This window comes from Kitasatospora sp. NPDC024654, from assembly GCF_055559155.1.
In genome coordinates this window covers 1-26,975 of the sequence record NZ_JBVHLF010000089.1, presented here as the reverse complement: position 1 = coordinate 26,975, position 26,975 = coordinate 1, and the positions used below count along the sequence as shown (strand labels likewise).

At 70.4% G+C, this 26,975-nt stretch carries 26 protein-coding genes and 1 pseudogene; 13 read left to right on the top strand and 14 right to left on the bottom strand.

The features are described from left to right. Positions 1-41 precede the first annotated feature (41 nt). The 5 genes from ACZ38L_RS32625 to ACZ38L_RS32605 all read right to left on the bottom strand — a co-directional run bounded on the left by ACZ38L_RS32625 (position 42) and on the right by ACZ38L_RS32605 (position 5,974). Complete coding sequence (locus ACZ38L_RS32625; RefSeq protein ID WP_465700199.1) at positions 42-689, bottom strand: hypothetical protein; 648 nt, start codon at positions 687-689, stop codon at positions 42-44. A gap of 247 nt (positions 690-936) precedes the next feature. Continuing rightward, positions 937-3,243 (bottom strand): SF1B family DNA helicase RecD2, encoded by a 2,307-nt coding sequence (gene recD2 / locus ACZ38L_RS32620; protein ID WP_465700197.1) that lies wholly within the window; start codon positions 3,241-3,243, stop codon positions 937-939. Between the two features lie 38 nt (positions 3,244-3,281). Further along, a complete protein-coding gene (locus ACZ38L_RS32615) occupies positions 3,282-3,986 on the bottom strand; it encodes a competence protein CoiA family protein (protein WP_465700195.1) in 705 nt (234 codons plus the stop codon). Between the two features lie 127 nt (positions 3,987-4,113). Then, entirely contained in the window at positions 4,114-4,569 is a 456-nt protein-coding gene (locus ACZ38L_RS32610) for a hypothetical protein (protein ID WP_465700193.1), read from the bottom strand. 874 nt (positions 4,570-5,443) lie between these two features. Then, entirely contained in the window at positions 5,444-5,974 is a 531-nt protein-coding gene (locus ACZ38L_RS32605) for a hypothetical protein (RefSeq protein WP_465700191.1), read from the bottom strand. Between the two features lie 239 nt (positions 5,975-6,213). Here ACZ38L_RS32605 and ACZ38L_RS32600 point away from each other — a divergent pair, with 239 nt between their 5' ends. After that, positions 6,214-6,984 (top strand): alpha/beta fold hydrolase, encoded by a 771-nt coding sequence (locus ACZ38L_RS32600; RefSeq protein WP_465700187.1) that lies wholly within the window; start codon positions 6,214-6,216, stop codon positions 6,982-6,984. 338 nt (positions 6,985-7,322) lie between these two features. Here the strand turns inward: ACZ38L_RS32600 and ACZ38L_RS32595 are convergent, their stop codons facing one another. Beyond that, positions 7,323-8,081, bottom strand: a complete 759-nt coding sequence (locus ACZ38L_RS32595) for a hypothetical protein (RefSeq protein ID WP_465700185.1) — start codon at positions 8,079-8,081, stop codon at positions 7,323-7,325. Between the two features lie 911 nt (positions 8,082-8,992). Between ACZ38L_RS32595 and ACZ38L_RS32590 the strand changes: the two genes are divergently transcribed. Then, on the top strand, positions 8,993-9,256 hold the full coding sequence (locus ACZ38L_RS32590) for a hypothetical protein (RefSeq protein WP_465700183.1): 264 nt from the start codon (positions 8,993-8,995) through the stop codon (positions 9,254-9,256). After that, positions 9,253-9,522 carry a hypothetical protein gene (locus tag ACZ38L_RS32585; RefSeq protein ID WP_465700181.1) on the top strand — a complete coding sequence of 90 codons (270 nt, stop codon included), beginning with the start codon at positions 9,253-9,255 and terminating at the stop codon, positions 9,520-9,522. The genes ACZ38L_RS32590 and ACZ38L_RS32585 overlap by 4 nt, the downstream gene beginning before the upstream one ends. A gap of 369 nt (positions 9,523-9,891) precedes the next feature. On the opposite strand, the gene ACZ38L_RS32580 is transcribed toward ACZ38L_RS32585, so the two are convergent. Next, complete coding sequence (locus ACZ38L_RS32580; RefSeq protein ID WP_465700202.1) at positions 9,892-11,268, bottom strand: IS1380 family transposase; 1,377 nt, start codon at positions 11,266-11,268, stop codon at positions 9,892-9,894. Positions 11,269-11,487: 219 nt separating this feature from the next. Here ACZ38L_RS32580 and ACZ38L_RS32575 point away from each other — a divergent pair, with 219 nt between their 5' ends. Next, entirely contained in the window at positions 11,488-12,213 is a 726-nt protein-coding gene (locus tag ACZ38L_RS32575) for an NUDIX hydrolase (protein WP_465700179.1), read from the top strand. Positions 12,214-12,328: 115 nt separating this feature from the next. Here the strand turns inward: ACZ38L_RS32575 and ACZ38L_RS32570 are convergent. From ACZ38L_RS32570 to ACZ38L_RS32560, 3 genes and pseudogenes are all read right to left on the bottom strand, one after another. Then, a pseudogene (locus tag ACZ38L_RS32570) lies at positions 12,329-12,439 on the bottom strand (zinc finger domain-containing protein); the annotation flags it as partial. Positions 12,440-12,612: 173 nt separating this feature from the next. After that, positions 12,613-13,407, bottom strand: coding sequence for a hypothetical protein (locus tag ACZ38L_RS32565; protein ID WP_465700177.1), 795 nt, complete (start codon positions 13,405-13,407; stop codon positions 12,613-12,615). Between the two features lie 201 nt (positions 13,408-13,608). Further along, positions 13,609-14,169, bottom strand: a complete 561-nt coding sequence (locus ACZ38L_RS32560; RefSeq protein ID WP_465700175.1) for a hypothetical protein — start codon at positions 14,167-14,169, stop codon at positions 13,609-13,611. A gap of 550 nt (positions 14,170-14,719) precedes the next feature. Between ACZ38L_RS32560 and ACZ38L_RS32555 the strand changes: the two genes are divergently transcribed. Then, the gene (locus ACZ38L_RS32555; RefSeq protein WP_465700173.1) at positions 14,720-15,139 is read left to right on the top strand and encodes a hypothetical protein; all 420 of its coding nucleotides are present in this window, start codon (positions 14,720-14,722) and stop codon (positions 15,137-15,139) included. A 313-nt stretch (positions 15,140-15,452) separates the two neighbouring features. Here ACZ38L_RS32555 and ACZ38L_RS32550 read toward each other — a convergent pair whose 3' ends face one another. Further along, on the bottom strand, positions 15,453-15,845 hold the full coding sequence (locus ACZ38L_RS32550) for a hypothetical protein (protein ID WP_465700171.1): 393 nt from the start codon (positions 15,843-15,845) through the stop codon (positions 15,453-15,455). 426 nt (positions 15,846-16,271) lie between these two features. On the opposite strand from ACZ38L_RS32550, the gene ACZ38L_RS32545 reads away from it, so the two are divergent. After that, positions 16,272-17,513, top strand: coding sequence for a plasmid pRiA4b ORF-3 family protein (locus ACZ38L_RS32545; protein WP_465700169.1), 1,242 nt, complete (start codon positions 16,272-16,274; stop codon positions 17,511-17,513). A gap of 91 nt (positions 17,514-17,604) precedes the next feature. Beyond that, on the top strand, positions 17,605-20,157 hold the full coding sequence (locus ACZ38L_RS32540; RefSeq protein WP_465700167.1) for an NUDIX domain-containing protein: 2,553 nt from the start codon (positions 17,605-17,607) through the stop codon (positions 20,155-20,157). A 55-nt stretch (positions 20,158-20,212) separates the two neighbouring features. On the opposite strand, the gene ACZ38L_RS32535 is transcribed toward ACZ38L_RS32540, so the two are convergent. Together ACZ38L_RS32535 and ACZ38L_RS32530 are read right to left on the bottom strand one after the other, a co-directional pair. Beyond that, positions 20,213-20,425: a hypothetical protein gene (locus tag ACZ38L_RS32535; RefSeq protein WP_465700165.1), complete on the bottom strand. Its 213-nt coding sequence runs from the start codon at positions 20,423-20,425 to the stop codon at positions 20,213-20,215. A 119-nt stretch (positions 20,426-20,544) separates the two neighbouring features. Beyond that, positions 20,545-20,754, bottom strand: a complete 210-nt coding sequence (locus ACZ38L_RS32530; RefSeq protein ID WP_465700163.1) for a hypothetical protein — start codon at positions 20,752-20,754, stop codon at positions 20,545-20,547. 434 nt (positions 20,755-21,188) lie between these two features. On the opposite strand from ACZ38L_RS32530, the gene ACZ38L_RS32525 reads away from it, so the two are divergent. From ACZ38L_RS32525 to tgmC, 5 genes are all read left to right on the top strand, one after another. After that, a complete protein-coding gene (locus tag ACZ38L_RS32525; protein WP_465700161.1) occupies positions 21,189-22,427 on the top strand; it encodes a helix-turn-helix domain-containing protein in 1,239 nt (412 codons plus the stop codon). Between the two features lie 190 nt (positions 22,428-22,617). Beyond that, on the top strand, positions 22,618-23,310 hold the full coding sequence (locus tag ACZ38L_RS32520; protein ID WP_465700159.1) for an ATP-binding protein: 693 nt from the start codon (positions 22,618-22,620) through the stop codon (positions 23,308-23,310). A 150-nt stretch (positions 23,311-23,460) separates the two neighbouring features. Next, complete coding sequence (gene tgmA / locus ACZ38L_RS32515; RefSeq protein ID WP_465700157.1) at positions 23,461-23,709, top strand: putative ATP-grasp-modified RiPP; 249 nt, start codon at positions 23,461-23,463, stop codon at positions 23,707-23,709. A gap of 5 nt (positions 23,710-23,714) precedes the next feature. Next, entirely contained in the window at positions 23,715-24,671 is a 957-nt protein-coding gene (gene tgmB / locus ACZ38L_RS32510; protein WP_465700155.1) for an ATP-grasp ribosomal peptide maturase, read from the top strand. Continuing rightward, complete coding sequence (gene tgmC, locus ACZ38L_RS32505) at positions 24,668-25,882, top strand: ATP-grasp peptide maturase system methyltransferase (RefSeq protein WP_465700153.1); 1,215 nt, start codon at positions 24,668-24,670, stop codon at positions 25,880-25,882. The genes tgmB and tgmC overlap by 4 nt, the downstream gene beginning before the upstream one ends. A gap of 101 nt (positions 25,883-25,983) precedes the next feature. Here the strand turns inward: tgmC and ACZ38L_RS32500 are convergent, their stop codons facing one another. Beyond that, a complete protein-coding gene (locus ACZ38L_RS32500; RefSeq protein ID WP_465700151.1) occupies positions 25,984-26,421 on the bottom strand; it encodes a hypothetical protein in 438 nt (145 codons plus the stop codon). A gap of 32 nt (positions 26,422-26,453) precedes the next feature. Here ACZ38L_RS32500 and ACZ38L_RS32495 point away from each other — a divergent pair, with 32 nt between their 5' ends. Then, entirely contained in the window at positions 26,454-26,858 is a 405-nt protein-coding gene (locus ACZ38L_RS32495; RefSeq protein ID WP_465700149.1) for a hypothetical protein, read from the top strand. Positions 26,859-26,975 lie beyond the last annotated feature (117 nt).

The following is a 26,975-nucleotide window of genomic DNA, read 5'->3' as shown; positions in this document are numbered from 1 at the left end:
GTCGTTCGTGCTGGCCACCGGGCACTCCTCCTTCTCCGCCCTCAACTCATCGAATCATCCAGTATGCCTGACTTGACCCACTTTGCCAGAGAGGGTGGGGAATTACATGACGTTTGCCCTGGGGAATTACGTGACCGTCGACAGTCCGACGGGGCCCCGGACATTTCCTGAGTGCCGCCGTCCCACGATCGAGGCCGGAGCGCGGGGCTGCCGGGCTTGCCGTCCCCACCGCTGTCGCGCACGTCCATGCCCGGCGCCGTGAGGACCTCCACGGTGTGTCCGGGCTGCACCGGACGGTCGCGGATGGCCAGATACCAAAGCCACTCCCCGACGTAGCCCGGCACCCCGTCGTCCTTCGGGGCGCTGGCGGCAGGGGTACCGAAGACGGGGTAGGCGAAGGAGTGGACGATCACGCGGTCCGCCCCGGTCAGCTTCGTGCCGGCCAACGTGGCGCCCCGCCACAGGCGGTAGGCCTCACGTTCGACTCCGGTGCGGTCGGACATGATCTCGTCGGCGACGATCCAGGCCGCGGCCGCCCTGTCCTTCGGCCCCAGCCCCACAGCCATCACCAGGTCCCAGGGGCACGTCTGCTCGCTCCCCCGCTCTTGACGCTGCGCCAGATCGATCAGGCGCCCACCCGCTTCTGCAGCGCGTTGCTCGGCCTCGTAGGCGGGTATCAGCGGCGTCACCCCAAGCCCCCGGGCCTAGAGACCGACGCTGGGCACGCCACCGAGGCGCGGCCGGTCGTCGTGGGAGCGTATGCAACGTTCACCGCGAAACCGTACCGCGCCGCACAACCCCGCCAGACACGCCAACGAGTGATCAACCGGTCTGCTTGTTCGAAGTCGAACGCTGAACGACAAGGAGTGCGACGAACGGGATCTGCAGTGCGGTCGCGGGTAGCCCCTCCCGGGCCCGCTGCGCGGCACTGGCACCTCAGTGCAGGGCGGCTTGGCCATCGACCGCCCGGCTCGGCGCAGGGAGCACCACCGTGCTGGTCAGGGTCTCGTGCAGGCGCACCGTGAGCGAGGTGTTCCGGCGTTCCGCGGGCCGCTTGATCGCCTGCTCCAGCGCGTCGGGGTCGCCGACCAGGACGACCATCTGCCGGGCGCGGGTGACGGCGGTGTAGAGGAGGTTGCGTCGCAGCAGGAGGTAGGAGGGGCCCGTCTTGGTCAGGGGCACCACGACCATCGGGTATTCGCTGCCCTGGGCGCGGTGCACGGTGATCGCGTAGGCGTGCAGCAGCTCGTCCAGCTCGTCGAAGGCGAAGACCACCTCAGCGCCGTCGTCGTCGCTGAGGATCCGCAGTTGGCGCTCCTTGTCGTCGATCACGGTGACCTTGCCGGTGGTGCCGTTCACGACACCCTTGCGGGGGTCGTTGCGCACCGCGATGACGCGGTCCCCGAGCCGGAACGGCCGGCCGTCGCCCCAGTGCTGCGCGGCGCCGTCGCGGTGCGGGTTGACCACGGCCTGGATGGCCAGTGCGAGGTCGTGGGTGCCGAGCGGGCCCTTGGTACTGGGGGCGAGGACCTGAATGTCGGCCGGGTCGATGCCGTACCGGCGGGGAAGACGCTTGGTGACGATGTCAACGATGGTGGCCTGGATCTCCTCCGGTCCGGGCAGCGTGCGGTCCTCGTCCTTGCGGCGGACGTCGTAGAAGTAGAAGTCGTCCCCGTTGCGGATGGGCCAGCCCCTCTTGATCTGGTCCGCGTTGGTGATGATCGCGCTGCCCTGGCTCTGCCGGAAGATCTGCGTCAGTTCGGTCCGGGGGAGCTGCGGGACGGCGAGAAGGTCCCGCAGAACCTGCCCCGGCCCGACGCTCGGCAGCTGGTGGACGTCGCCGACGAGCAGCAGGTGCACACCCGGTGCCAGTTTGCCCAGCAGCCGGTCCAGCAGTTTCACGTCGAGCATCGACGCCTCGTCGATCACCACCAGGTCAGCGGCGTCCAGTGGGTCGTAGGCATCAAACAGGGTCACCGGCTCCGGCTCGTCCTCGCGGCGACCCTTGATCAGGCGGTGCACTGTGGAGGCGTTGCGGCCGGTGAGCTCGGCCAGGCGCTTGGCGGCCCGGCCAGTCGGGGCGGCAAGCGCGACCCGGCCGCCGACGGCTTCCACGATGTCGACGATCGTGCGGACGGTGAAGGACTTGCCGCAGCCGGGGCCGCCGGTCAGGACCGATACCGGTTCGGTGAGTGCCATCCGCACGGCGGCCTCCTGGGCCGGAGCAAGCTCGGCGGCGCTGTCGAACACCGGCAGCGGCTCGGTGCTCCACCGGCCCAGGGTGGCCAGCCGAGTGCCGGTCCCGCGCAGCCGGGCGATCCGGTTGGCCACGCTCTGCTCGGCCGCGTGCAGACGCGGGGTGAACACCGCCGGCCGCAGCCGTGCATCATCGTCGGGTAGCGCCTGCACAATGACGCGCTGGTCAGCTGTCAGGGAAGCGAGCTCGGCTGGCAGCAGATCGGCCAAGCTGTCGTCGCGCAGGTTCCTCACGGTCTTGCGGAACAGCTCCCACTCCCACAAGAAGCAGTCCCCGGCAGCGCTGTCCAGCGTGTGCAGCAAGGCGGCCCGCAGCCGCTGGGAACTGCGTTCAGGCAATCCCAGCCACAGGGCCAGCTTGTCCGCGGTCGCGAAGCCGATTCCAAAGACCTCGGTCAGCCGGTACGGCGTGTTCTCCACGATGTCCAGAACGTCGGTGACGTCGTGAGCCTCCTGCCGATCGACCCGGAAGTGCCGCACGATGCGCGGGGCGTGGGTGGCCGAGATCCCGGCGCCCTGCAGCAGGACCATGAGCTGGCGGACCTCCTGGTGGACCTGCCAGGCGGCGACAATCTCCCCGAGGCGGCCGCGGCCGATCAGATGGACCTCCAGCAACCGCTCGGGGGTGGTGTCGATGACCTGCAGGGTGTCCAGCTTGAACTCGTCCACGATCGCGTCGGCCAACTTGGGTCCGATGCCCCGCACCAGTCCGGAGGCCAGATAGGAACGGATGGCGTGGACGGTGGCCGGCTCAACGTACTGGCACCCCACCGCCCTAAACTCCCGCCCGTACGTGGGATGCACCGCGTGGTGGCCGGTCAGCCGCAGCGTCTCGCCGGGCTGTACCCCCAGCAGGGCCTCCCCCTTGACCGTCAGGCTCTCCCCGTCCTCCACCCCCAGCCGCACCGCGGTGAACCCCCCGCCACCGACGTACAGGACCCGCTCGACGATGCCGTCCAGCGACTCCAACTCCCGCTGCCCCAACACTTGCTGCGCCCCCTCCGCGTCCCGGACCAGCGCCCGCGTCACCACGCGCGCCCAGCAGCGCCGACTGGTCGCCGTGCCGCCTGTTCGCCGATCAGCACGGCCCGGGCACGCTCCAGGTAAGCGGGAGCCGTCCAGTCGCCGACCCAGACCTTCTCATCTTCCGCGAACCTGCGGGGAACGACCCAACCGGCCAACGCCCACCCCACGAAGTCCTGCAAAGTGGCGCCCTCAACCTGATTCCAGCACACCGGCGGAAGTCCCCGTGCCGGGTCGGGCCTCTGCCCGACCAACCGCAGCAGGCCCGCCGCGATCCGCCACTGCCCCGCGCCTTCCTCAGGCGGATGCACGCCGATGGCGGGTTGCTGCGCCAGCCACCGCTCGCCCGTACCGAGAGCCACCCAGCAGGCCATCACCTCCTCAGCGGCCATCCGCGCGGCGCGCTGCCCCATCTCGGCGGCGGTGATCGACCCGAGCTGCACTTCGAAGCCGACGCGGCGGCCGTCCACGGCAGTAGCGAGCACGTCGGTGCGCCAGCCCCGGCCGGCGGCTTCCAGCTCGGCGTAAGCCCCAGCCGCTCGGACCGTGGTGACGATCTCCAGCTTCAGCAGGTGGTGATCGAGCGTCTGCTCGGCGAGGTCGCAGCGCGGGCCGCCAGGGTCATGGGCAAAGTAGCGCAGCCGCCGTGGTGCGGGGGAGACCTTCCCATGGAGGCCGTGCCCGCACTCGGGACAGCTGAGCGGCACGCGGGGCCGGGCCCGGTGGACCGCCTCCCACCTCCATCCGCAGCCCAGCTCTGGGTCGGTGGAGTCCAGCAGACCGCGTTCCGGATGGACGGCGGTGAACGTTATCGGATGCCCAACTCCCCACCCATCAGTTCCGGGACCGTCGTCCCGGGACGGGAGCGGCACCGTGCGGATGCCCCGGGTCCCGGCCGTCGGCCTGGGTCAGCAGGTGGCCGGTCAACGCGAGGCCCTGGACCGCCGGCGTCCACTGCGCGAGCAGGCTCATCACGTCCGGCAGCCTCGCGGCGTAGGTCCACTCCGCTTCGAAGACGCCCTCCAGATCCAGGAGAAACCGCGGCTCGGCCGCGCGGTGGTACACCCGCAGCGTCGGAGGCGCCCACTCCACGGTGTGCTCCTCCGGTGTCCCGCACCAGTACGTGTACCCGGCCTCGCGCACCGCCGCGTTCCAGTCTTCGGCCGCAGCCGACAGCGAGGCGACCGGGTCCGGGTGAAGGCTCTCCCAACCGCCGTCACGGTAGACCTGGACCGGCGGCACCACATCGGCGGGCCGGCCCGTTGCACAGTCCACTACGACGGTCGCCATCTCACGCTCCTGGTCGTGCGGCACGCCCCAGGGCGGCAGCCTGCTGGACCTTTCGTTCGATTCTTCACCTCGGCAGGGAGGACCCTGGCACAGCCACGGACCCTCCCACAGTCAAAATCATCCGGACGGACGACACCGGGGCCCGGCCTGCGCCCCGCCAGGTCAACGCCGAGGGCCCGCCCCGACCACCGTCCGACCGATCCCGAACCCGCGACCGCCTCGGCAGGCGTGCAGCGAAAGACCTCGTCCGCCCGCCCCGGCGCCCGCTGAATCCGGCGCCGGCTGGGCATCATGAAGTGGTGACGGACACTTGGAGATCGACCAACACCCCCGGACCTACCTGCTCCGGCAGAACGAGTGGTCAGCGACCAAGTACCTCAAACGCTTGAGCGACATCCACGAGCAACTCGGTCACGGAGCCTCCCGCTGGACCGAAAGCGCGTCACCCGCTGACCCGGCACGGCATTACTCCCGAACCCAGTGCCCAGAAGGCGATGGCGGTCCTGCACGGCATCCCGGGGGCTGAAGTCGCCGACCGCCCGTGGCCGCAATGGCTGTCCTTGGCGTGCATGAGTGAAAGAGACCTCCTGAATGCCAGGTGGACCCCCCAGACCGCGATCGACCTGCTTGACCACGCTGCCGTCGTAGGAGGACTGATGGAACGCCAAGGGATGGATCGCCGAGGATTCATAGTCGTCGCGGGGCTGGCCCCCGTCCTTGCCCAGGCCGCTACCGCCCCGCTCGCGCCGGCACGTGCCGCCGGATCCCGGATCCTGGTGCTGTCCGACGACGTGGACCGGGAAAGCCAGGAATGGTTGCGAGAACTGTGGCGCAAGGTCAGGACCACGTCGACGATGACTCCGCCGTCCGGCCACTACAGGGCGCAGTCGACCAGGTTGGGTTCTTTGCTAGTGCCCGGCCACACGTCGGGGCCCCCGCCTCGCCATTCGATGAGTACGTGGCGGTGGCCGTCCTCATCGCAGTGCTCGCCCTCCATGGCGGCCCCACCAAGGAGCTGCACCGCCTCGTCGATCGACGAGGCGATTCCCACCGGTGATCCTCCGGCACTGATCCGGCGGAACGTTGTGATGACGCGATGAACGACCACGGGAGTGGGCCAGTCTCGGCAGCTGTCTACGTCGAGCAGAAGTTGAGTGCAAGTTGGTCCCAAGGCCGGCATCTGCTTCTGGTCAGGAGCTGGTGCGCTTCTGTGGACCGCATCCAGGCCACGGCTGCTCAGGTATGTGATCAGCTGGTCAATCTTGACCCGAAGGTCTTTCAGCTGGGTGACGGCCTGTTGACGGCGAATGGGATCATCCGATCCGGTGGCTAGCAGTCCGTAGACGTGGTTGAGCTTCACCACCGCGTCGCCGATCTGTCGGAACTCACTGTGGGCTTTGGTCATGGGGGACACTCTGTCAAAGCGGGCGGGCTGTCCGACGAGGGCTCTGCGGCGAGTATTTCTGACGCCTGGCCGCGCTCATCACCCCGGCCTGGAACACTGTGGCCGGACGGCGCCGACCACCCCTGAGGGGAGCGGTGAGCCAGCAGGAGACATCTTGGTTTCCGGGGCCTGACAAGATGCAATGCCGTTGCTTTAAATTCCAGTGCGGGGCCAGCGGCTTGGCTCGGACAATGACCGCCATGACATCGGACGGGTTGATCCAGCTGGGCGACGGAGGCGTATGGGCGGCGGACAGCGGGGGTGACGGGCCGCCCTTGGTGCTGCTGCACCCTGGGGTGGGCGACTCGCGGATCTGGGACGGGCTGTTGCCCGAACTCACCGCGCACTACCGGGTCATCCGATACGACGTGCGCGGCTATGGGCGCTCGCCAGAGCCCACCACCGCCTACTCGAACCTCGCTGACCTGCACGCGGTGCTGAACCACTTCGGGCTCGACCGGGTCCGCCTGGTCGGTTGCAGCATGGGCGGCGGGACGGCGCTCGGGTTCGCACTCCAGCAGCCCGAGCGGGTGGAGTCGCTGGTGCTGTTGTGCCCCGGTGTGCCCGGCTTCCCGTGGCCGGCCGAGCCGGAGCTGGATGCCGAGTATGACCAGCTGGTAGCCGCTGGCGACCTGGATGGGCTGACCGCCTACGGCCTGCGCGAGTGGGCGGCGGCCGGTTCGAACGCGGCGGTCGTGGCCCAGTTGCGCTCCGCCGCCCGGGCCTGGCCCGGCGAGGATGTCCACCAGCAGTCCGACCCGCCGGTCTTCGGCCGGCTCGGCGGGCTTTCCGGCCTGCCTGCGGTGGTGCTGATCGGCGACCTCGACCGTCGCCCGGCGATCGACTGCGCCGAGCAGACCGCCGCCCGGATCGGCTGCGAGTTGGTCTGGTTGGCCGGCGCCGACCACTTGCCGCCGCTGCGGGCGCCCGGCGCGATCCTGCGCGCGATCGAGAAGGTGGCCGCCCGATGACCGTTCCATAGCGCCAGATCGCTCCGGCACCTACTGCGGGTCGGTCTCAGCCCGATTCGGGGGTTCGGGGCGCGCGGCTTCTTGGAGCCGTACCAGCGCCCGACCTCGGCCTTAGAAACTGGTCGCTCCGAGATCTGGGACGGCATCAGCTAGGCCGACTGCCGCTACGCGGACTGGGACGTCCCGCAAGCGGTCACGAGTCGGGGCCGCGCTCACGCTGATCACCGCGAGACGACCATGGGACCGTGAGGGAGAGCACGAGGCGGTTGTCGTGGCCGTGGAGCTGGCCGTACTGGCGGCCGCGGAGCGCCGTGGCCTCCCGACGAGTGCTTTTGTTCCTACTGCGCGTTGACGATGTCGAGTAGGACCTGGTCGAAGAGCGCAGCAGGCGTAAAGGGGTGGTTGGCTGCACGGAAGAGAAAGATCGGTCCGGCCGCAAGGTTGTACCAGGCGAGCGGCAGTCCGAGGCCGACATTCGGGCCAGTCCAGGCCGAACCGTACCGGTAGGTCATGTCGGCAGCGACGATTTGCTCGCGGGCCACGTGGAAATCCTGGGTGAGCTTCTGGAGCGCCTCCAACTCGCTGCTTGGATGCCGGGGCGCACCGAGCGCGCTGTCCAGTTCGGAGAGCGCTTCCATCCAAGCGCCCAGCCTTTCCACTGCCTGGCCCACGAAATCCGCGGCGGTGCCCGGTGACGTGCGCTCCGCGCTCCGCAGGAGATCGGCCGTGACAGGTGCGAGGGCATCGCGTAGCGGCTCCACGGTGTCGTTGTAGCGCACGAGGGCTGGCCGGTACTCGGGGGTGACCAGGTCCCAGGGGTACTCGGTCCATCCCCAATCAGTTACGGCCGCGTGCCAGCCAGAGACGTCCGGGGTGAGTCTGACTTCACCTGCACCGAACCCGACGCTGATCACGTCGCTGTCGACCTCGACCAGCTCGCAATCCGCAGCCTTGAACCGACTCTCGACAACCGCTGTGAAGAACTCCCCACCCGGCTCTCCGGCGTCGCGCAGCAGTTCCGGATCGGCGGTCGCCACAGGTCGGCCGCGGAAGACCAGGCTCAGGTCCGTCACGTCGATGGTGTCGAGTTGTGTCATGGGAAGACTGTGCCAGCACGCTGATGGTTGGCGACATAGCCGCGCAGAGCTGCCCCGCCATCCGAGCGATTGGCGTGCTCATCACATGGCAGGCGCCTCCCAGCGCGCCCCTTTCGGCATTTAACGGCGGGAGTTCCAGACCCACCCCGCCCCGCTCAGCGGGGTGACCGCCGCGGCCGAGGACAGCGAACTACACGTGGGCGGCGGCCTGATGCTCGATGGTGTCACCACCACCGGCCGCCACGCGGAGGGTTGGTCGCCGCGCGGCGAGGTCAGTATCCGAAGCGCGGCTCCAGGAGCACCTCGGGGCTGAGCGGGGAGGTGAGGGCGATCAAACACCGGGTCCACTCGTCCTCGTGGGGGGCACCGGCAGTCCCGGCGCTCGAGCACCAGAGGTAGGCCGAAGCGGGGATCGGTGAGCAGCTCGATGACGCGGTCGTGGGGAACGCTGCTTCCAGGGTGGTAGATGAGCTCGAAGCCCCACTGCTGCTTCGTCGTCTCCCGGTCTTCCACCCGGTGAACCACCACGGACCGTTGCCGGCCTGGAAGACGGCGATGCGGCGCAGGACGCCGCTTGGCAGCCACAAGGTTCTTCACCTCGGCAGGGAGGACCCTGGCACAGCCACGGACCCTCCCACGGTCAGAATCATCCGGACGGACGGCACCGGGGGCCCGGCCTGCGCCCCGCCAGGTCAACGCCGAGGGCCCGCCCCGACCACCGTTCGGCCGGTCCCGAACCCGCCACCGCCTCGGCAGGCGTGCAGCGAAAGACCTCGTCCGTCGCCGGGCCGGGCTTGACGCCGCTGCGCCGAGTGCCGCACCCGTGATCTTCATGACCGGCCGTGCCCGGCATGGTGCTGACAGCCCCCACCGGGTACGTTCGTCGGAGAGGCTGACCTTGGGAGGGTGTAATGACCGCAACTGCGGAGTCGGGCACGCTGCGCGTGCCTCGAAGTCTGGATGGGATCACGGCCGGGCTGAGCTTCCAGCAGCGGGCCGAGTTCTATGCCCAGTTCGGGCCCGTTGAGGATCAGGTCGAGCGCGAGGCCGTCATCACCTCGTGGTGGCTGCGCGCGATGAGCGCCGCCTACGGTCCCGACCGGCCGGGCTACTACGCGGCGATTGCCCCCGTGCTTGCGTCCGGCCGCACGACGATCGTGGACAGCGCCGCGTGAGCGACTGGCGCATCGCCCTGCAGCATCAGCCCTCCCAGGCACTGTTCGCGATCAGCGACACCGATCCACAGCTGTTCGCCGCCGTGACCATCGGCATCCAGCGACTGGAGCCGACGTCCGGCACGCCGGTGGACGAGTGGGGGGATCTGCGCTCCGTCGTCTTGGCGCCTTCCGTGACCGCGGAGATCGTAGTCAACCCCGCCGACCCCGACGGGCCGATCATCGACGTCGTACGCCTGGTGTGGGTACCCGATCTCGGAACCTGATAGCCGACCAGCACGGCGCCCTCCTACCCGGAACCGTCCGCCATACTACGGGCATCGCCCGAAACCCCTACCGCAGCGCCTCGGTCCGACCGGTCCACGGTTAATAGCAGCCACGTGGAAAAGAGCACGATCTCAGCCTGCGAACCCCATGGTCACGGTGATAGCGCCAGCTGCCCCGGTGCGCCGAGCCTCGTTGTTTCATCGTGGCAGCCAGTTGATCTCGTGCCCGTGGTGTCACGTTGATCCCTGTCCGTGGGCGGTTCCGGTCAGGGCTGCGCGTCGGCTGTCGTGCCGGGCAACGCCGGGTTCCACGGGCCCGGAGACCGCGAGGCCCTCCTCTCGGTGCTCGCTGGGGCTGGTTCGCGCTGGTCAGGTGGGTCGAGGGAGGGCGAGGACGCGAGTGAAGGCCCGCACGATCGCCTCCGCCCAGGGCCAGCTGTCGGGAATCTTGAGGCGGCGTTTGCGCTGGCCGCGCACCAGTCGGGCGGGGACGTGGAGGATGCGGTAGCGCAGGGTCTTGGGGGTGGCCTTGGCCTCCTCGCCGTCCAGGGTGAGGAGTTGAAGCCAGGCGCGCAGGTCGCAGGCGATCGCGGTGGCCGTCAGCCAGGCGGCGTTCACGGTCATCTCGCGGGAAGGCAGCAGGCCCATGCCGGACGCCTTCTGGTCGCGGATCTTCGGCTCAACGCGGGCGTGCTTGCGGTGCCGGGCATCCAGGAAGGCGATCTGGCCGCGGCGGCTGTTGGTGGCGAAGGTCTGGTAGCGGGCCTGCTTCTTGATCTCATAGGCGGAGGCGTCCTTCGTGTAGCGGGGGTGCAGGGGCTCCTTGCGGGCGATGACGCGGTGGCCCTTCGGCCAGCCGGTCAGGTCGCCGAGCAGGCCGGTGATGTCGGCGACGAACGCGTCCTCGCGCACCTCGCCGTCCGCGCCGGTGGCCGGCTGCCACAGGCCCTGGCGGTCCACGATCTCGATGGCCGCCTGTTCGCGCTCGGTGACCGCCCAGCCGACGGAGTACTCCCAGCGGAAGGTCGGGCTGGCCCGCCCGCCCGCGCCGGCGATCCAGTCCAGCAGGTCGTGGGAGAACCCGGCCCCGTCCACCCGGAACAGGATCTTCTGCCGTCTCCACCAGGGAAGTTGGGCCACCGCCCGGGTGAGGATGTTGATGTTCACGGCCGCGTCGTTGGCGCTGACGCTGCCCTCGTGCAGCACCGCGGCGAGTTGTTCGCCGGTGTTGTCGCAGGTCGCGACGAACACGTGGTGCCCGAAGGTTCCCTTGTAGGTGCCGCGCGCGCCCTGCTTGTCGGAGGGTGCGTTGATCAGCGTCCCATCACTGTCGATCACCGTCCACCCGCGCAGCGGCACACCGTCGACCTCTACCTCGGGGAAGCCCTCGGTCCGGTCCCGCAGCAGGGCGTACACGTGCCGCCGCACCCTGGCCCGGGCCCGCTCGATCCGCCGCAGCGCGAACTCGTCGCTCTCCTTCAATGCCCGCCACACGGTCGGGAACGAGGCGACCGGGCCGAAGACCGGCCGCTGATGCTCAAGCAACCGGACATCGCGGATGCAGACGGCGCCGAGGGTGATCGCCACCGCAAGATCGACCAAGACCTGGCCACGATCGTGCAGCGGGTGGAATCCGCGCCGCGCGAGCGCGCCCGAGAGTGCTCCGGTCAGACCAGTGCGTTCGGCAAGCAGTCGCAGATGGACCCCGCCGACATGCCCGACCTGGCCTCGCCCGTCCGCCGACATGGCCAAGCCCCGGCTCCACTCGCTATCGTGCACGTGAAAGGTGCCCCCACCTGCTCAAGATCCAAGCCTTAGACAAGCCGGATCATCGCAGCTCACGGGGCACCTTTTCCATGCCGTGACAGTCCGTCACCACTCCTGGGAATCACGATGAAACACCGAGGCGAGCGCCATGCTGGCGGCGGTCCGGAGTTATGCCTGGGTCGGTGCCACCATGGCCGGATGATCTCTGTTGAGTTTTTCGATGCTTCGAGGCTCCGGCTGGTTGAGGTGGCGGTTCCCCAGCTGTCCCCGGACGAGCTGCTGGCCATGGATCGGTACTGGGCGCAGGCGTTGGTCAGGCAGCCGGCGTTGTTCGATGGCCCGGTTGTGGCCTGTCTCGGTGTGGACCAGAGCAGGGATGGGTTGGTGGTGGCCTGGACGGGGGTCAGCTACCGCTACCGCGTGCTCCGCGACGTCGTCGGCTGCTCGTGGGCGCCGGCATCGCTCTTCGTCACGGTGCTGCAGCCCACCTGCGAGGGCGGGCTTGTCGTGGGGCGGGGGTCGGCTGCCACGGCGTATCCGGGCCGGTGGACGTTGCCCGGGGGGTCGGTGGAGCCACCTGCCGTCGGGGAGCCGCTCGACGTGATGGCCTTGCGGCGGCACGCGGTGCGGGAGGTGGAGGAGGAGGCCGGGATGGTTCTTGGCCCGGACGAGGTGACGATCTGGGGGGTCACCCGTGGCGAGCGCGGCAACGTCGGTATCCACTTCCTCGCGCCACCAATCCCAGCCGCAGTTGTGATCAAACACCACCAGGAGCTCACGGAGAAGGAACTCGCGCATGGACGTGCCCCCGAACTCGACCGGCTGACCGTGGTTCGCTGCGGACAGGAGGCGGTGGCTCTGGGGGACTGCGCCGACTACCTCTCCCCGGTGGTCGCCCGCTTCGCCCGAGCAATCGCCACCTGACGAGGCACGTGGCCAGCCCGACACCGACGGCTTGGCGACCGGAGGAAAAAACGGGGCGGATCCTCTCGATCGGCACCGGCTCGCGCCGGCCGGTTGAGCCGCCCTGCTGCTGCGCCCGGGCGCGGGCGGCTCCGAACCGTGGCGGGTGGGGTGGGACCGGCTTGCCGTCGACGTTCCGGCACGCTGAGCCCGCGCCCGCCCGGCAGCGGGGGCAGGGCTCCTGCTCGGCCGCCCGGCGGTCGACAGGGGGGAGAGGGGCGTCGCTCGATGTGTGTACCGCGTTCGTGCCAGGTCTTCGCGTTCTTCAACGCCGACATGCTGACGCACCGTCGGCTCCGAGTACGGCATCTCACCCGAATGTGGACGCCGCGCCCACCGGGTTGCCGGGGACATCCGGTTCTACTGCTGGGCGAGCCCGTCCAAGAGCCGGCCCAGTGCCTCGGCTTGGCGGGGGATGCGCTGGTAGGACACCAGGTTGCGTCCGGAGCGCCTGCGGTAGGCGGCTGACTGCCGTGCATCGGGGACCGTGACAGCCAGCGGGGGCTCCTCAGCGAGGACCGCCAACGCGGCCAGAAGCGTCCCCACGGTCGAGCCAAGACTCACCGCGAGCGGCTCCAGCACCGACGGGAGGAGCCCGGGACGGGCGGGATCGTCGGGGAAAGCGACCCGCACCGCAGGGCCGTCGGAATCCTGCTCCGGCAGGTACCGGCCCTCGCGGTCGAGTTCGACCCAATACGTCGCCAGCGGAGAGAGCAGCTTGCCCCGGCCCATCTCGGCTGCCAGGAGCGCCTGCATCTCGAAACCCTCGCCGATCGGCCTGGTGATCACCAGCCACCCGTACGCCTGTACCGGGCCGAGTTCCCCGCGCAGCTTCTGCACCTCGACGTACATCGCCTCGTGCGGTGCACGCACCACACATCGTCGAAGCCAGCCGTACAAACTCTCCGCCCGCGCTCCGGCGATGCTGTCGTGGACCGCCTCAGCGGCGACCACGGGAATGCGCTCGGCCTCGTCCGTCAGCAGTCCGGCGCCCTGTGGACGCAGGGCCCGGGCCACACGAACCATGTGCGGGTCCGCCAGCATGCGGCGGGTCTGCTGCGCCACAGGGCCTACCAGGTCCTGGGCGGCTGACAGGAGGTCGTACAGCGACGGTGGCTTCGGCTGGGCAAGCTGCCGGTCGAACAGCCGAGTCATGCTGCTCCTCTCACAGGGTGTCAAGTCCTACGTTCACCATGGGGCTCTGGCTCCACTAGATGTCCAACCGCCTTCTCCGCCACGAAGCGCACTAGGATGTCCCGGCTCTGCCCAGGGCAGTGGTACCGGTCTGCTGAAGGCATCTGCACGTCAAATCGGTGTTGTTTCCGGACGCCAGCGTGAGCTTGGGCCGCCCCGAAGTCACGGCGACTCGTCCAGGTCGACGCCCAGGACAGCGGCCTGGCGTCGGTTGAGCGCGGTGCCGAGGATGTTGAGGCCGTCGTGGATGCGTTCGATCGTGCGGTCGGTGCCATGGTCGTCGTACTGGTCGTCCGGCTGGGCGCGCAGGCGGAGGATGTCGCCGGTGGCGTAGAGCAGCCGGGCGGCAGCCAGGGCGAAGCCCTCTAGGGGGATCCCGGTTTCGGCTGTGACCTGCCAGGAGATGGCGACGGCGCCCGGGGCTGACAGGTCGACAGTCAGGGCATCGAGGTGGGGGTCGATCCGGTCGAGGAGGCTTTGGATCGCGCTGTTGTGGTCCGCTCTGTCGGGCCACAGCCCGGGAGCGCGGGTGATCGCGTCCTGGACTGCGGCGTCGCCGCTGATGGAGTCGTTGACGGCGTCCGATGCCTGGCGGAGGTGGGCGGCGAGAACAGAGAGCTGGACGGCCTCGTCCTGGCGGGCCAGCTCAGCTGGAAGGGCGACGCCGAGGGCGGCGCAAGCGGCTTGAAGCCGGGGGAGACTGGCCTGCGGAGTGGTGTTCACGGGGGCATGATGCCGTAACTCGACAACGCCACAGGTAAGTCGATCAACCCATGTTGACGGCTCGCGGTGTTCGCCCGCACCCGGCCCCATGCCGTCGGGGAGGATGGCGGCAAGGGCCCGCCCGGCAGCCCTGGACGGGCCCGGTCACCGCCCCGGCTTCGGACCAGATCATTCGGGACGGGACAGAAGAGGGGCCGCCCTGGTCCGCTCCTGGCGCTCCATGGCTCCGCGCTTCCCGGCCCTCGCACCGGCGCCGTGGTCCGACCTGTGATGGTGCGTTCTGCAGACGGCGAGTTCATGACTGGATCCCGGCGCTAATGTGGGGGCGTCAGAAGATGGCGATGGACGGGGGTTGCGGGTGGGCTGGCGAGACAGCGCTGTCCGGGTTCGGCGGCAGGCTGGCAGGGGCGGGAATGTGGTGGCGGTTGTGGCGGTTGTCGTGATGGCGGCTGGCTGCGGGGGACCGAGGGCATCCTCGACGGGTGAGGGGAAGGCCGGCGCAGCGAGTACTCCGCGGTCGGTCGTGGCCTCGGCTTCACCGGATCCGACCGTGGCCGCGAGAGAACAGGTCCTCACCACCTACCAGGCCTTCATCGCCTACAAGATCAATGCATCGATATCCGGGCGCAGCGACGTGAACCTTCTCGCCCAGGTCGCCGTCGATACGGCATACAGCGACGCCGTCTCCGAGATGACGGAGGAGCAGCAGAAGGGCTTCCGCTTCAAGGGCTCCCAGGTGAACCACCCGGAGGTGACCAGTCTTGACCTCACAGCCTCCCCGGCGACCGCCGAGATCAAGGACTGCCTGGACGTCTCGGGCTGGACGGTGTACTCCATCGTGCAGGGAGGAAGCGCCTCCAAGGCCCCAGGAACCCCTCCACGGGTCCCGGCAACGGCAGAAGCCCGTCGGATGCCCGACGGCAGCTGGCGTGTCAGCCGCTATACCAGTGCCCCAATGAGCACCTGCTGACGAAATCGTGCCGACCGCACGGACCGTGGTGACGATCTCCAGCTTCAGCAGGTGGTGGTCGAGCGTCTGCTCGGCGAGGTCGCAGCGCGGGCCGCCAGGGTCATGGGCAAAGTAGCGCAGCCGCCGTGGTGCGGGGGAGACCTTCCCATGGAGGCCGTGCCCGCACTCGGGACAGCTGAGCGGCACGCGGGGCCGGACCCGGTGGACCGCCTCCCACCTCCACCCGCAGCCCAGCTCTGGGTCGGTGGAGTCCAGCAGACCACGTTCCGGATGGACGGCGGTGAACGTCATCGGATGCCCAACTCCCCACCCATCAGTTCCAGGACCGTCGTCCCGGGCCGGGAACGGCGCCGGGCGGACGCCTCGGGTCCGGGCCGTCGGCCTGGGTCAGCAGGTGGCCGGTCAACGCGAGGCCCTGGACCGCCGGTGCCCACTGGGCGAGCAGGCTCATCACGTCCGGCAGCCTCGCGGCGTAGGTCCACTCCGCTTCGAAGACGCCCTCCAGATCCAGGAGAAACCGCGGCTCAGCCGCGCGGCGGTACACCCGCAGCGTCGGAGGCGCCCACTCCACGATGTGCCCTTCCGGTGTCCCGCACCAGTACGTGTACCCGGCCTCGCGCACCGCCGCGTTGACCTTGAAGCGCGGCTTCTGCCCGTGCTGCGGTACCCCCCTCTTCCCCGTCGGCGAGGGATCGCAGATGATCATGGTGACGTGCTTCAGTCTCGACGACCAGACCGGGCTTGAGCCCCTCGGACACAGCTACCGCGACGAGGCACCTTCGTGGATGGCCATCACCCTCGCCCCCGAACCCCGGCCCCAGTAGTCGCCCGGCTCTGCGGCCCGCGCCCTCCCGCAGTAGCGGCACCAACTACGCCGCCGCCCGCCGCTCGTGTGGTGGACCCGCGATTCTAGACCCGCACGATGCCCGGCCGACGAGAATCGGGCGAGTTCAGCCGATCGCGGCGCGCTCGGCAGCGAACCAGGTGCACGGCGCCCCGCGGATGGGGAAGGATCAAAGCGAACCCGCGCCCACTTTCCCGCCCCACCCCGCACCGCGCGGCCCGTGGCCAACGCGCCTACCTCACGGCCCCGCACCTGTCCGCCCGGAACGCCCAGCAGGAGCTGCATGCCGTGACCACCGCTACGCTGTCCGCCGTCGACCAGCTCCAGCGGCTGGTGCAGTGGGTCGGGGACGGCCGCCCGCTCACCACGAACGGGAACCTGCGCCTGGCCGACGCCCGCTACCTCGTCGAGACCCTGCACACCGGCGACCACGAGTTCGCTGGCATCGCCGACCACCACCGTCGCGTGCGCTCCAGCGCCGACTTGTGGCACCTCCAGGACCTTCTCGCCTGGGCCAAGATCGCTCGCCTGCTCCGCGTCGAGCACTGCCGCCTGCTCCCCGTGAAGAAGAACGCCTACCTGGCCGACGACCGCGAGCGTTTGCGCGACGGGCTGCTGAAGTCCCTTCAGACCTCTTGCCAGGCCTACGTCGGCCGCTACTCCTGGCTCTCCTACGTCTACGAGGACGCCGACCTGGCCCACGAGACCCTGTGGCAGCACCTCCCGGACGGCACCGACGACGCGGTCCAGGTGACGGAGATCGTCGGCGCCGTGTGGGATGCCCTGACCGAGCACGACGACTACCCGCCCACCGGCAGGCAGCTCGAGGACTGCCGGCGCCTGGTGCACCGGGACGTGACCTACCTCCTCGCCCGCTACGCTGACCTCGGAGTCCTGGACCTGTCCGGCGGCGAAACGGAGGCCAGACTCACCGAGTTCGGCGCCGTCTGGGCTGCTGACCAGTTCAACCCGCACCTGCTCGAGCTGCACATCGCCCTCGACGCGGTGAAGGACCCCAAGGTCTGGCGCCGACTCCAGGTCCCCGACCACTGGACCCTGGGCCTTCTCGGGCGGGCCGTCGAGGACGCCATGGGCTGGGTGGAGAACCGCGGCCACTACTTCACCCTGGGGCGCCTGGGCTACGGAGACCCCTCGCTGTGGGACGTGGACCGGGACGCGAACTCGGTCACCCTCGCGCGCTCCCTGGAGCCCGGCCAGCGCTTCCGCTTCATCTACGACCCCGACGAAGCAGAGTGGCGGCACACCGTCACCGTCGAGCGCCGCTTCCCAGAGCCGAGCCTCTTCGCTCGCGCCCGGTGCACCGACGGCGCTGGCAGTTGCCCGGTCGAGGACTGCACCGGCCCGGACGACTTCGCACAGCTCAAGCTCCTGTTGGCCGACACCTGCCCCCACCGGGGCGAGCGGATCCGACATCTCCTCGGCTACGACCTCGAGGACGGCTTCGCCCCGGAGACCTTCAGCATGGACGAGGCCAACCAGCGTCTCGAAGGGGCCCACCGCCGCAGCTGAGAGATCCCGCAGGCGGCCGGCATCCCGAGTCCGCCCAGGCCTCGATCGTGACGACCCGCCCGGTGCACCCGGACCGGGGGCGGAGGAGCAGATGACCGTCGACGGAGCGAGTGGCAGCACCGAGGCGATGAGCGCTCGGGCGGAAGGCCCCCGGGTCAGCGCCGCCGTCCACCGCAGCGGCCTGTGGGTCGGCGACTGGACCCGGTTCGTCGAAATGGCCCGGGCCCAGCGCCTGGACCGCGATGCCCAAGCGCCGCCGGCCGAGGTCACGATGATCCAGGCGAAGGGCGTCACCTACACCTACCCCGGCTCCGACAAGCCCGCGCTGCGCGGCGTCGACTTCCAGATCAGGCGCGGGGAGATCGTCGCGGTGGTCGGAGTCAACGGCGCCGCGAAGTCCACCCACATGAAGCTGCTGTGCGGACTGACCCTGCCCGGTCACGGCGCGGTGACCTGGGACGGTCGCGACACCCGCGACCTGGACCCGGCCCTGCTGTGGCGGCACACCGCGTTTGTGCAGCAGGACTTCTCGCACTGGCCGCTCACCAGCCGTCAGAACATCACGCTCGGACAGCCCACCGGCCGGGGCGACGCCGCCGTGCTGGAAGCCGCCGCCGCGACCGGCGCTGACGAGGCCATTGACGAGCTGGACCGCGGGCTGGACACCCTGCTGGCCAAGGACTTCTGGGGCGGCACCGACCTGACCGAGGGACAATGGCAGCGAATGGTGACCGCCGCCGCGTTCCACAGGCAGGCCTCGCTGCTCATCCTTGACGAGCCGACCAGCGCCGATGCGAGTGCCGAGCACCGTATCTTCACCGGCCTGGCCACCCTGGCGAAGGACCACGCCACCATGTTGGTCACCCACAACCTGGAGAGCACCCGGGTCGCGCACCGCATCGTCGTGCTCGACCACGGCCGGGTGATCCAGGAAGGGAGGTTCGAGGAACTGGCCGCCGCGCCGGGGATGTTCTCCGACCTGGGCGCGCTGCAGCACGACCGCGGCAGGCCGTACCCGCGCAGCGCGCGGCCGAGTGAGCGGGAACGCGAGGTACAGGGTCACCCTGGTCTGTTTCTGCACCATCCCGGACGACACCTTCAACGGACCGGCGCCGACGCGGACCTTCCGGTGCCCCGAAGGCCACGTTGCCCGGCTCCACTGGCGGATGGCGCATGTCACGTCCACGGCCTGGATGAACCCCAACGGCTACGAGTGGGACCTGAGCTCGCGGAACACGGCGGTAGCCCGCTGGAAGGGCCAGCCGACCCCCCGGGGCGGCCGCAACGAAAGAAAGGGAAACACCACGTGATCTCGTACAAGCTGCTCGCCGAGCAGGCGCTGACGGACGGCATGGAGAAGCTGGCCGCCGGCACGGTGGTGCTCGACCCGGACGGCCGGGTGCTGCTGATGCGTCGGCGCCCGGACGATGTGCTGCCCGGCATCTGGGACTACCCGGCCGGCGGGATGGAGCCCGGGGAGGACCCGCTCGCGGGGGCGATCCGGGAGCTGGCCGAGGAGACGGGCATCCACCGCACCGACCTTGAGTACGTGCGGCACCTGGACTTCATCAACACCCGGGGGCGCAGGACCCGGCAGTTCGTCTTCACCGTCACGGTGGCGTCCGATACCGCGGTGGTGCTGACCGAGCACGACGACTGGGGCTGGTTCGCCCCGGACCAGCTGCCGCCGACCAGCGACGGCTACCGCACGGTGATCGACTGGCTCACTCGCCGGCTGACCTCCGGCTGGCGCCCAGTCAGCGCCTATGTGCAGACGATCGCCCGGCCGATGGTCTACGGCTGCTTCCTGGTCCGTGACCCCGAAGGCCGGGTGCTCGGGATGCGCAACGCCGTCGACACCGACCGCTGGGACTGGCCCGGCGGGAACGTCGAGTTCGGCGAAACGCCGTACCAGACCGCGCTGCGCGAGACGAAGGAGGAGATCGGCCTCGACTTGCTGGCGGAGAATCCCGACGTGTGCCGGCAGCGGCTGATCGCGGTGATCTACCAGGAGGCCAACGCCATGAGGCCCGTCCCGTCGTGTGGCTACGTCTTCGACGGCGGCGTGCTCACCTCCGAGCAGCAGGCCCGCATCGTCCTGGACCCGGCCGAGCACACCGAGTACCGCTTCGAGACCGACTACAACTGGCGCCACCACCTCACACCGGAGGAATACCGGCTGGACCTGCAGGTGATGCGCGCCGCGCGCGGCGGCGCGCCGCTGTACCTGGAGCGGCCGGCTCCGGCCGACCAGGACTTCGAGGGCGTGATCGTGTTCGTGACGAACCGGCACGGGCACCTGCTGATGCACCACCGCGATCAGAAGGACGGCATCGCCTGGCCGGGCTACTGGACGCCCATTGGCGGGTGGCGGGAGCGCGATGAGACGGCGGCCGAGACCGCAGTGCGCGAGGTCATGGAGGAGGCCGGCATCGAGATCGGGGACGTGCGGCCGTTGTCCGGGCCCAGGCACGAGTTGGTCTCCTCGATGTCGCGGGTGCTCCTCGCGGTCTACGACGGCCCGCCGGAGGTGATCCGGCTCGGCAACGAGGGCCAGGCCGTCGCCTGGGTGCCGCTCACCGAGGCGACGGCCCGCAAGGTGCCGCCCTACCTCGCCCACTACCTGCAGCTCATCAACCAGTAGGAGGACGCAGCCGGTGGAGGCTTTGGATCGCGGTGCTGTGGTCCGCTCCGCCGGGTCACAGCCCGGGAGCGCGGGTGATCGCGTCCTGGACTGCGGCGTCGCCGCTGATGGAGTCGTTGACGGCGTCCGATGCCTGGCGGAGGTGGGTGGCGAGAGCAGAGAGCTGGACGGCCTCGTCCTGGCGGGCCAGATCCGCTGGAAAGGCGACGTCGAGGGCGGCGCAAGCGGCTTGAAGCCGGGGGAGACTGGCCTGCAGGGTGGTGTTCACGGGGGCATGATGCCGTAACTCGACAAAGCCACAGGTAAGTTGGTCAGCCCGTGTTGACGGCTCGCGGTGTCCGCCCGCACCTGGCCAGGGCCGCCGAGGACCTGGCCAAGCTGCAACGCTCAGCCGGTGGTGAGGTCGGCGAGGGGCTGCGGGTCCTGGTCGAAGGCGGCGTCGAGGTGCTCGTCGTCGGGGCAGGGGTAGGTCGGTTTCGTGAGGGCGTCTATCCAGCTGGCGTCATCGACTCGCGGGAAGGCGGGCTGTCGGCGGGTTCCGGTCTCGAAGAGGGCGAGGACTTCGGGGACGGCCCAGGGGACACCCGCCCAGCCCATGACGTGGGTGCCGTCGGCGGCGGTGGCGTGGACGGTGCCGTCGTCGTCCAGGCGTACGGTCCACGCCTGCCCCTGTTCGGGTCGGCCCCACTCCCCCGTCCACGCCAGCCCTGACCGCCAGCGGTGCCTGGATCGACCCGGTGCTGGCCGACCACGTGATGGACGCCCTGCACCTGGTCGGCCTGCCCATCGTATTCGAACGGCCCTGCCGTGATCGAGCTCCACAACCCGCCCCTCGGCCCGAGTCGGTCGTCCGGCTGGACGGTAGTGCCGCGGAGGGCGGGCCCGTTGTGATTTCACCGAAGTGCGCCGCCGGGCCGGCGAAGCCGGATACGTGGGCGCGAAGGTCCGCTGCCGGCCGGGCAGTTCCGGTTCGCGGGCCTCGCCCGGGCGGGTACCGTCCGGGTACGGGTATCCAACCAGGGGAGCCACCGGTGACCACGGAACCGACGATCGGCGAGAACCTCGCCCGCCTGCGGGGCCAGGCGGGCATGACCCAGCGCGAGTTGAGCGAGAAGTCCGGGGTCGGCCTGCCGACGATCCGGGGTCTGGAGCGGGGCGCGCGGACCACCGCGTTGATGGGCACGGTCTCGAAGCTGGCGAGCGCGCTGGACGTGAAGCCGTCCGTCCTGCTCGGAGCGCGTCAGACGCTCCACCAGGACGACGGTGGGCGGGAGGAGAGCATCGCCCGGCTGCGGCGGGCGATCCACCCGCTCGCCGGCCTGCCCGGCGTCCCGGTGACGGCCGAGAGTGCCGAGGTGCCCGCCGTCGAGGACCTGAACCGGTCGGTCGAGCAGGCGTGGCAGGCCTACCACCGCGGCGAGTTCTCCGACCTGATCGCCGGGTTGCCCTCCCTGCTGGCCGGCGCCCGCGCGGCGGCGGGCGAACTGCGCGGGGACCAGCGGCGGGCGGCCCATGCCGCGCTCAGCCGCGCGTATCAGGCCGCCGCGCAGGCGGCCGGGCACCTCGGGCAGGACGACCTGGCCCGCTCGGCGGTGGAGCGGTCGATGCTGGCGGCGGACGCGGCCGACGACGCGCTGCTGGTCGCGGGCGGGTGCAACGCGCTGGCATGGGTGCTGCTGCGGCAGAACGAGAGCGCGCTCGCCGGGCAGGTCGCCACGGCCGCCGCCGACCGGCTCAATCCCCGCTTCTCGCGCGAGCAGTACCAGGCGGTGCGGATGTGGGGCCGGCTGCGGCTGTCCAGCGCCACCGCAGCTTCCCGGCAGGAGGACTACCAGGGGGCGAAGGAGCTACTGGCAGACGCGAAGCGGTGCACCACCGTGGTGGAGATCGACGCCATGGACTACGTCAACGGCGGCCACCACTCGGCGTTCGGCCCGTCGAGGGTGACGATGATCGCGGTCGAGGTCGCCATGTCCCAGCAGAAGCCCGCGCTCGCGCTGCGGCTCGCCCTGGGGGTGTCACCGACGCCGAGGATCCCGCCGATGACCCGGGGCCGGCACCTGCTGGACGTCGCCCAGGCCCAGACCTGGCAGGGCCAGTACGCCGAGGCGGTGGCCACCCTCACCCGGGTGCACTCGATGGCGCCGGAGTGGATGCGCTACCAGGTCCTGGCGCGCGAGGTCGTGCGCCAGTTGCAGGAGAACAAGGGCCGCCGGCGGCTGGAGGGGCTGAACCCGCTCGCCCGGCACATGAACCTGCTCGCGGCATAGGCCGGGCGGCAAAGTGATGCACTGTGCATCACCTGACCGGGAGTGATCTTCCGGGTACGCGAAGTGCCGTTCCCTGACGGCACGTCAAGCGGTTTGCTCGGATATGCCGCCCGGGGCTGGAGCACCCCGGGAGCTCCCCTGGGGCTCCGGGCGGCACCGATGTCCACCGCCGACTCGGGGAGCATCTGTCATGCCTACCTCACAGCGCCGCACGCTGCAGCAGAGGCACCGCCGGGCCGAGATCCTGGCCGCCGCCTCCGGCTGGTCCCCGTGGCCCCGCCGCAAGCCGGCGCCCGCGCCGCTGCCGGCCGACGCGAAGGCGGTGCTGGCCGACCACGGCAACGAGGCCGGCCACTGCCGGGCCGGGTGCGGCCCCCTGGCCGTGCGACACGGCGATCCGGGCAGTGACGGGCGGGGCGGCGTGATGGCCGCCCGCTTCCCGGTCCCGCACGAGTGGAACATCGAGCCGGCCGAGGAACACGTCGTCGAAGCGCGCCGCCTGATCGCGTCGATCGCCGCCGACTGGCGGCTGCCGCTGTCGGCCGATGCGATGCGGGACGTCGACCTGGTCGCCGGCGAGCTCATCGCCAACGCTGTCCGGCACACGAAGGCCCGCTGCCGCGTCAGTCTGCGGTTCGCGGACGGGCGGCTGCGGCTGGAGGTCTGGGACGCCAGCCTGCGTCTGCCCGAGCCCCGCCGGGCCGGGACGGACGACCTGGACGGCCGGGGCCTGGCGCTGGTCGATGCCTTCGCCTACGCCTGGGGTTGGCAGCCGTCCGGCGCCGGAAAGGTGGTCTGGGCCGAGATCGCCGCCGACCAGCTCACCCCCGCATCCTCCCGCTCGGCCGCCGTCGTCCAACGCGTGCACGCACCGGCCGCCTGACGGCCCACCAGAGCTCCGCCCCGGCACCCGCACGGCACCCCGGGGCGGGACGGGCGCCGGACCGGTCATCCCCCGAGACCGGCCGGCGCCCGCGCACCACCGCACAGCACGCGAGGGAATGTCCGAACCAAGACGAGGGAGGGATCCGACATGCAGAAGACCGCTGTCCGCCCGTGGGGCATCAGCCGGATGCGGCCGTACCCGAGCGTCCACCAGCCGGGGTTCGCCACGGTCGCCATCGACCCGGCCACCCAGACCGGGGTGTTCCGCGACGGGGCCGGCCTGGTGGTGGAGATGGGCAAGCACGGCACCAGCAAGGGCACCGAGACCAACCCGCAGTCCACCAACCTGGACAGTCGCAACGACTCCGACCACGACCAGGACAGCACCCAGGACTGATGACCATGACGGGTATGGGACCGGTGGTGGTGGCCACCGAGGCGGACGACCAGACCGCCGACCTGGTCATCACCGAGCTCAACCGGCGCGGTGTGCCAGTGGTCAGGTTCAACCCCGCCGACATCGGCGGCAACCTGGCGGTCTCGGCCCGGTTCGGCACCTGCCCGGCCCCCGTGGCCGGGCAGGTCCGCACCCCGTCGAGGACCGCGGACCTTGAGAACATCCGCTCGCTGTACTGGCGCCGGCCGACCTGGCCCGCCTTCGAGCACCTGGACGAGGCGGACGCCCGGTTCGCCGTCGCCCAGGTACGGCACGGACTCGGCGGCGTGCTGTACGCGCTTCCCGCCTGCCGATACGTCAACCACCCGCTGCGGAACTTCGAGGCCGAGCACAAGCCCCTCCAGCTGGCGGTGGCCCAGCGCCTGGGGCTGACCGTGCCGCCCACCCTGGTCTCCAACGACCTCGACCAGGTACGGGAGTTCATCGCCGCCCACCGCGAGGTGGTCTACAAGGTGCTGCGCTGGACGCCCTACCGGCGGGGCGAGAGGGGGCTGACCACGTGGACCGAGCCGGTCACCGCCGACGAGCTGGACGAGTCCATCACCGTGGTGCCGCACCTGTTCCAGGCCCGCGTGGACAAGGCCTGCGATCTGCGCGTGGTGGTCGTCGGCCAGAAGGTGTTCGCCGTGCGGATCGACTCCGACCTGCTGGACTGGCGCCAGGACTACAGCGCGCTCACCTACAGCGTCATCGACCTGCCCGACCGGCTGGAGAAGACGCTCATCGCCTATCTGGAGCACTTCGGCCTGGCCTCGGGCAGCTTCGACCTCGCCGTCGACCGCCAGGGAGACACTCACTGGCTTGAGCTGAATCCGAACGGCCAATGGGGTTGGCTGGAGGACGAGACGGAGCTGAAGCTCACCGCCGCCTTCGCCGACCTGCTCGACCAAGGAGGATCATGACCCTGCCCGACACGGCGGCCGAGCGCCGCGCGCTCGCCGACCGCCTCGAAGCGAGCGGCGATCTGACCAGCCCGGCCTGGCGATCAGCGGTCGAGGCGGTGCCCCGCGAGCTGTTCCTGCAGCCCGGGGTGTTCCTGCCCACCGACGACGGGCGGTGGCGGCCGGTGACCGCGCTCGGCGCCGACCCGAAGGAGTGGGTGGAGATCGCCTACAGCGACCAGTCGCTGGTCACCCAGCTCGACGGCCACCTGACGGCCGACCAGGTCGCCGAACCGGTCCGCGGCTTCCCGACCTCCTCCTCCACGATCCCCGCGACCGTGGTCAGCATGATCGAGGCCCTGGAGGTGGAGGACGGCCAGTCCGTGCTCGAAATCGGCACGGGCACGGGGTACTCGACCGCGCTGATGTGCCACCGGCTCGGCGAAGACCAGGTCACCAGCGTCGAGGTGGACCCCGACGTGGCCGCCCGGGCGGACGCCGCACTGGAGACCGCCGGCTTCTCCACCTGGACCGTGACCGGGGACGGCCTGCTCGGCCACCCCCGCCGGGCCCCGTACGACAAGGTGATCGCCACCTGCGCGGTCCGGCGCATCCCCTACACCTGGGTGCGGCAGACCAAGCCTGGCGGCACGATCCTGGCCACGGTCGGCTCCTGGGCGTACGGCACCGGGCTGGCCAAGGTCACGGTGAAGGACGACGGCACCGCCGAGGGCCGGATCATCGGCCGCTCCTCCTTCATGCCCGCCCGCTCGCAGGCCGTGGTACCGCTCGCGGGGGACCTGTCGGCCCGGGCCGCGTACGCCGACACCGAGCGGCACACCCCGATCGCCCCACAACTGCTGCAGGAGTGGACGCCGGCCTTCCTCGCCCAGCTCGCCGCCCCCGGCGCCCAGCTGGTCACGGCGGTCGCCGACGGCGGCGAGCAGGCGGTGTACCTGTTCGATGCCGAGCGGGAATCCTTCGCCCAGCTCGGCGACAACGGCGACGGCTGGACCGTTCGCCAGGGTGGCCCCGTCGCGCTGTGGGACGCCATCGAGGGCGCGCTCACCGCCTGGCAGGAGGCCGGACGCCCCGACCTCAGCGCTGTCCGCCTCCAGATCACCCCCCAGGCGCACGCCTACTGGGTCGGCGGTCAGCAGATCGCCACCGATGCCCGGTCGTACTGGATCGGCGAGAAGCCGTCCCTGCGGTGGGAACACCGCGTCGCCTGACACACCGGCTCAGCCCAAAGGGGTCGACCGGGCGGTCTTCGCCCGGCTGACCCTTTTGGAGTGCTGACCAGGAATTCCGGCCGGCACTTTCAACGGCGGCGCTACCACAGCACGCGGTCGCGGGGCCGGTCCGGGGCGGCAGGCTCGCTGATCGGCTGGCACAGGGCCGCGATCGTCTCGGCGTCGCGGCGGGCGCGGTAGGCGGCCCGGTCCCAGCCGGTCGGCGGGGCCGCGGTGACGAGGATCTCCTTGCCGGTGCGGTCGGCCAGGGTGAAGCCGGACTCCTGGAGATGGGTGGTCAGCACGGTCGAGGCCATGGAGAGGATTGCCGTGGCGCTGATCTGGTCGGAGTCGCACAGCCGCAGCGCGAACGGGACCGTGGGCGGGGTGAGCGGCTGCGGGCCGAGGTTCCACGTCACGGCGACGCCCTCGGGGCGGGTGGCGACGGCGAGGCCGGTGGTGCCGGGCACGGTGAGCGCGTAGCCAGCGTCGTGCAGAGCGGTGCCGTGGCCCGCGACCGAGCCACCGCCGACGCCCACGACACCACCGCCCAACCTGCCGAGGCCCTCACATGAACCAGCAGCCCGACGACGAGCGAACCCGCATCCGCGCCGCCATCGACCGCCTCCTCGCCGGCCAGCCCACGGCCTCCGACGGCGCCCTGACAATCGTCTCCCTCGCGGCGGAAGCCGGCGTTCACCGCATGGCCCTGCAAAAGCGCCACGCGGACCTGAAGAACGAGTTCTACGAACGCGTCCGCACCGAGACGAGGCAGACTCCGGAGGCCGAGACGCGGCTGCGGAAGACCGTCACCAAGCTGAAGGAGCGGGTCTCCGACCTGACGGCGGAGAACTCCAGCTTGAAGGACCAGGTCACCCATCTCGTCCTCGCCAACGCGGTCCTGGCCGACCGGTTGCGCAAGGCCGAGGAACAGGCCCGGCTGCCCGACAACGTCGTGCGCTTCCCCAAGCCCTGACCCTCCGGGTCAGCGGTGTCTCGCTGGTCGATCGCAGACCACATGCGCACCGAACTGGTCACCGACGCGCTCAAGGCGGCGGCGGCCGCCCGGGGCGGGAGTCTGGACGGGGCGATC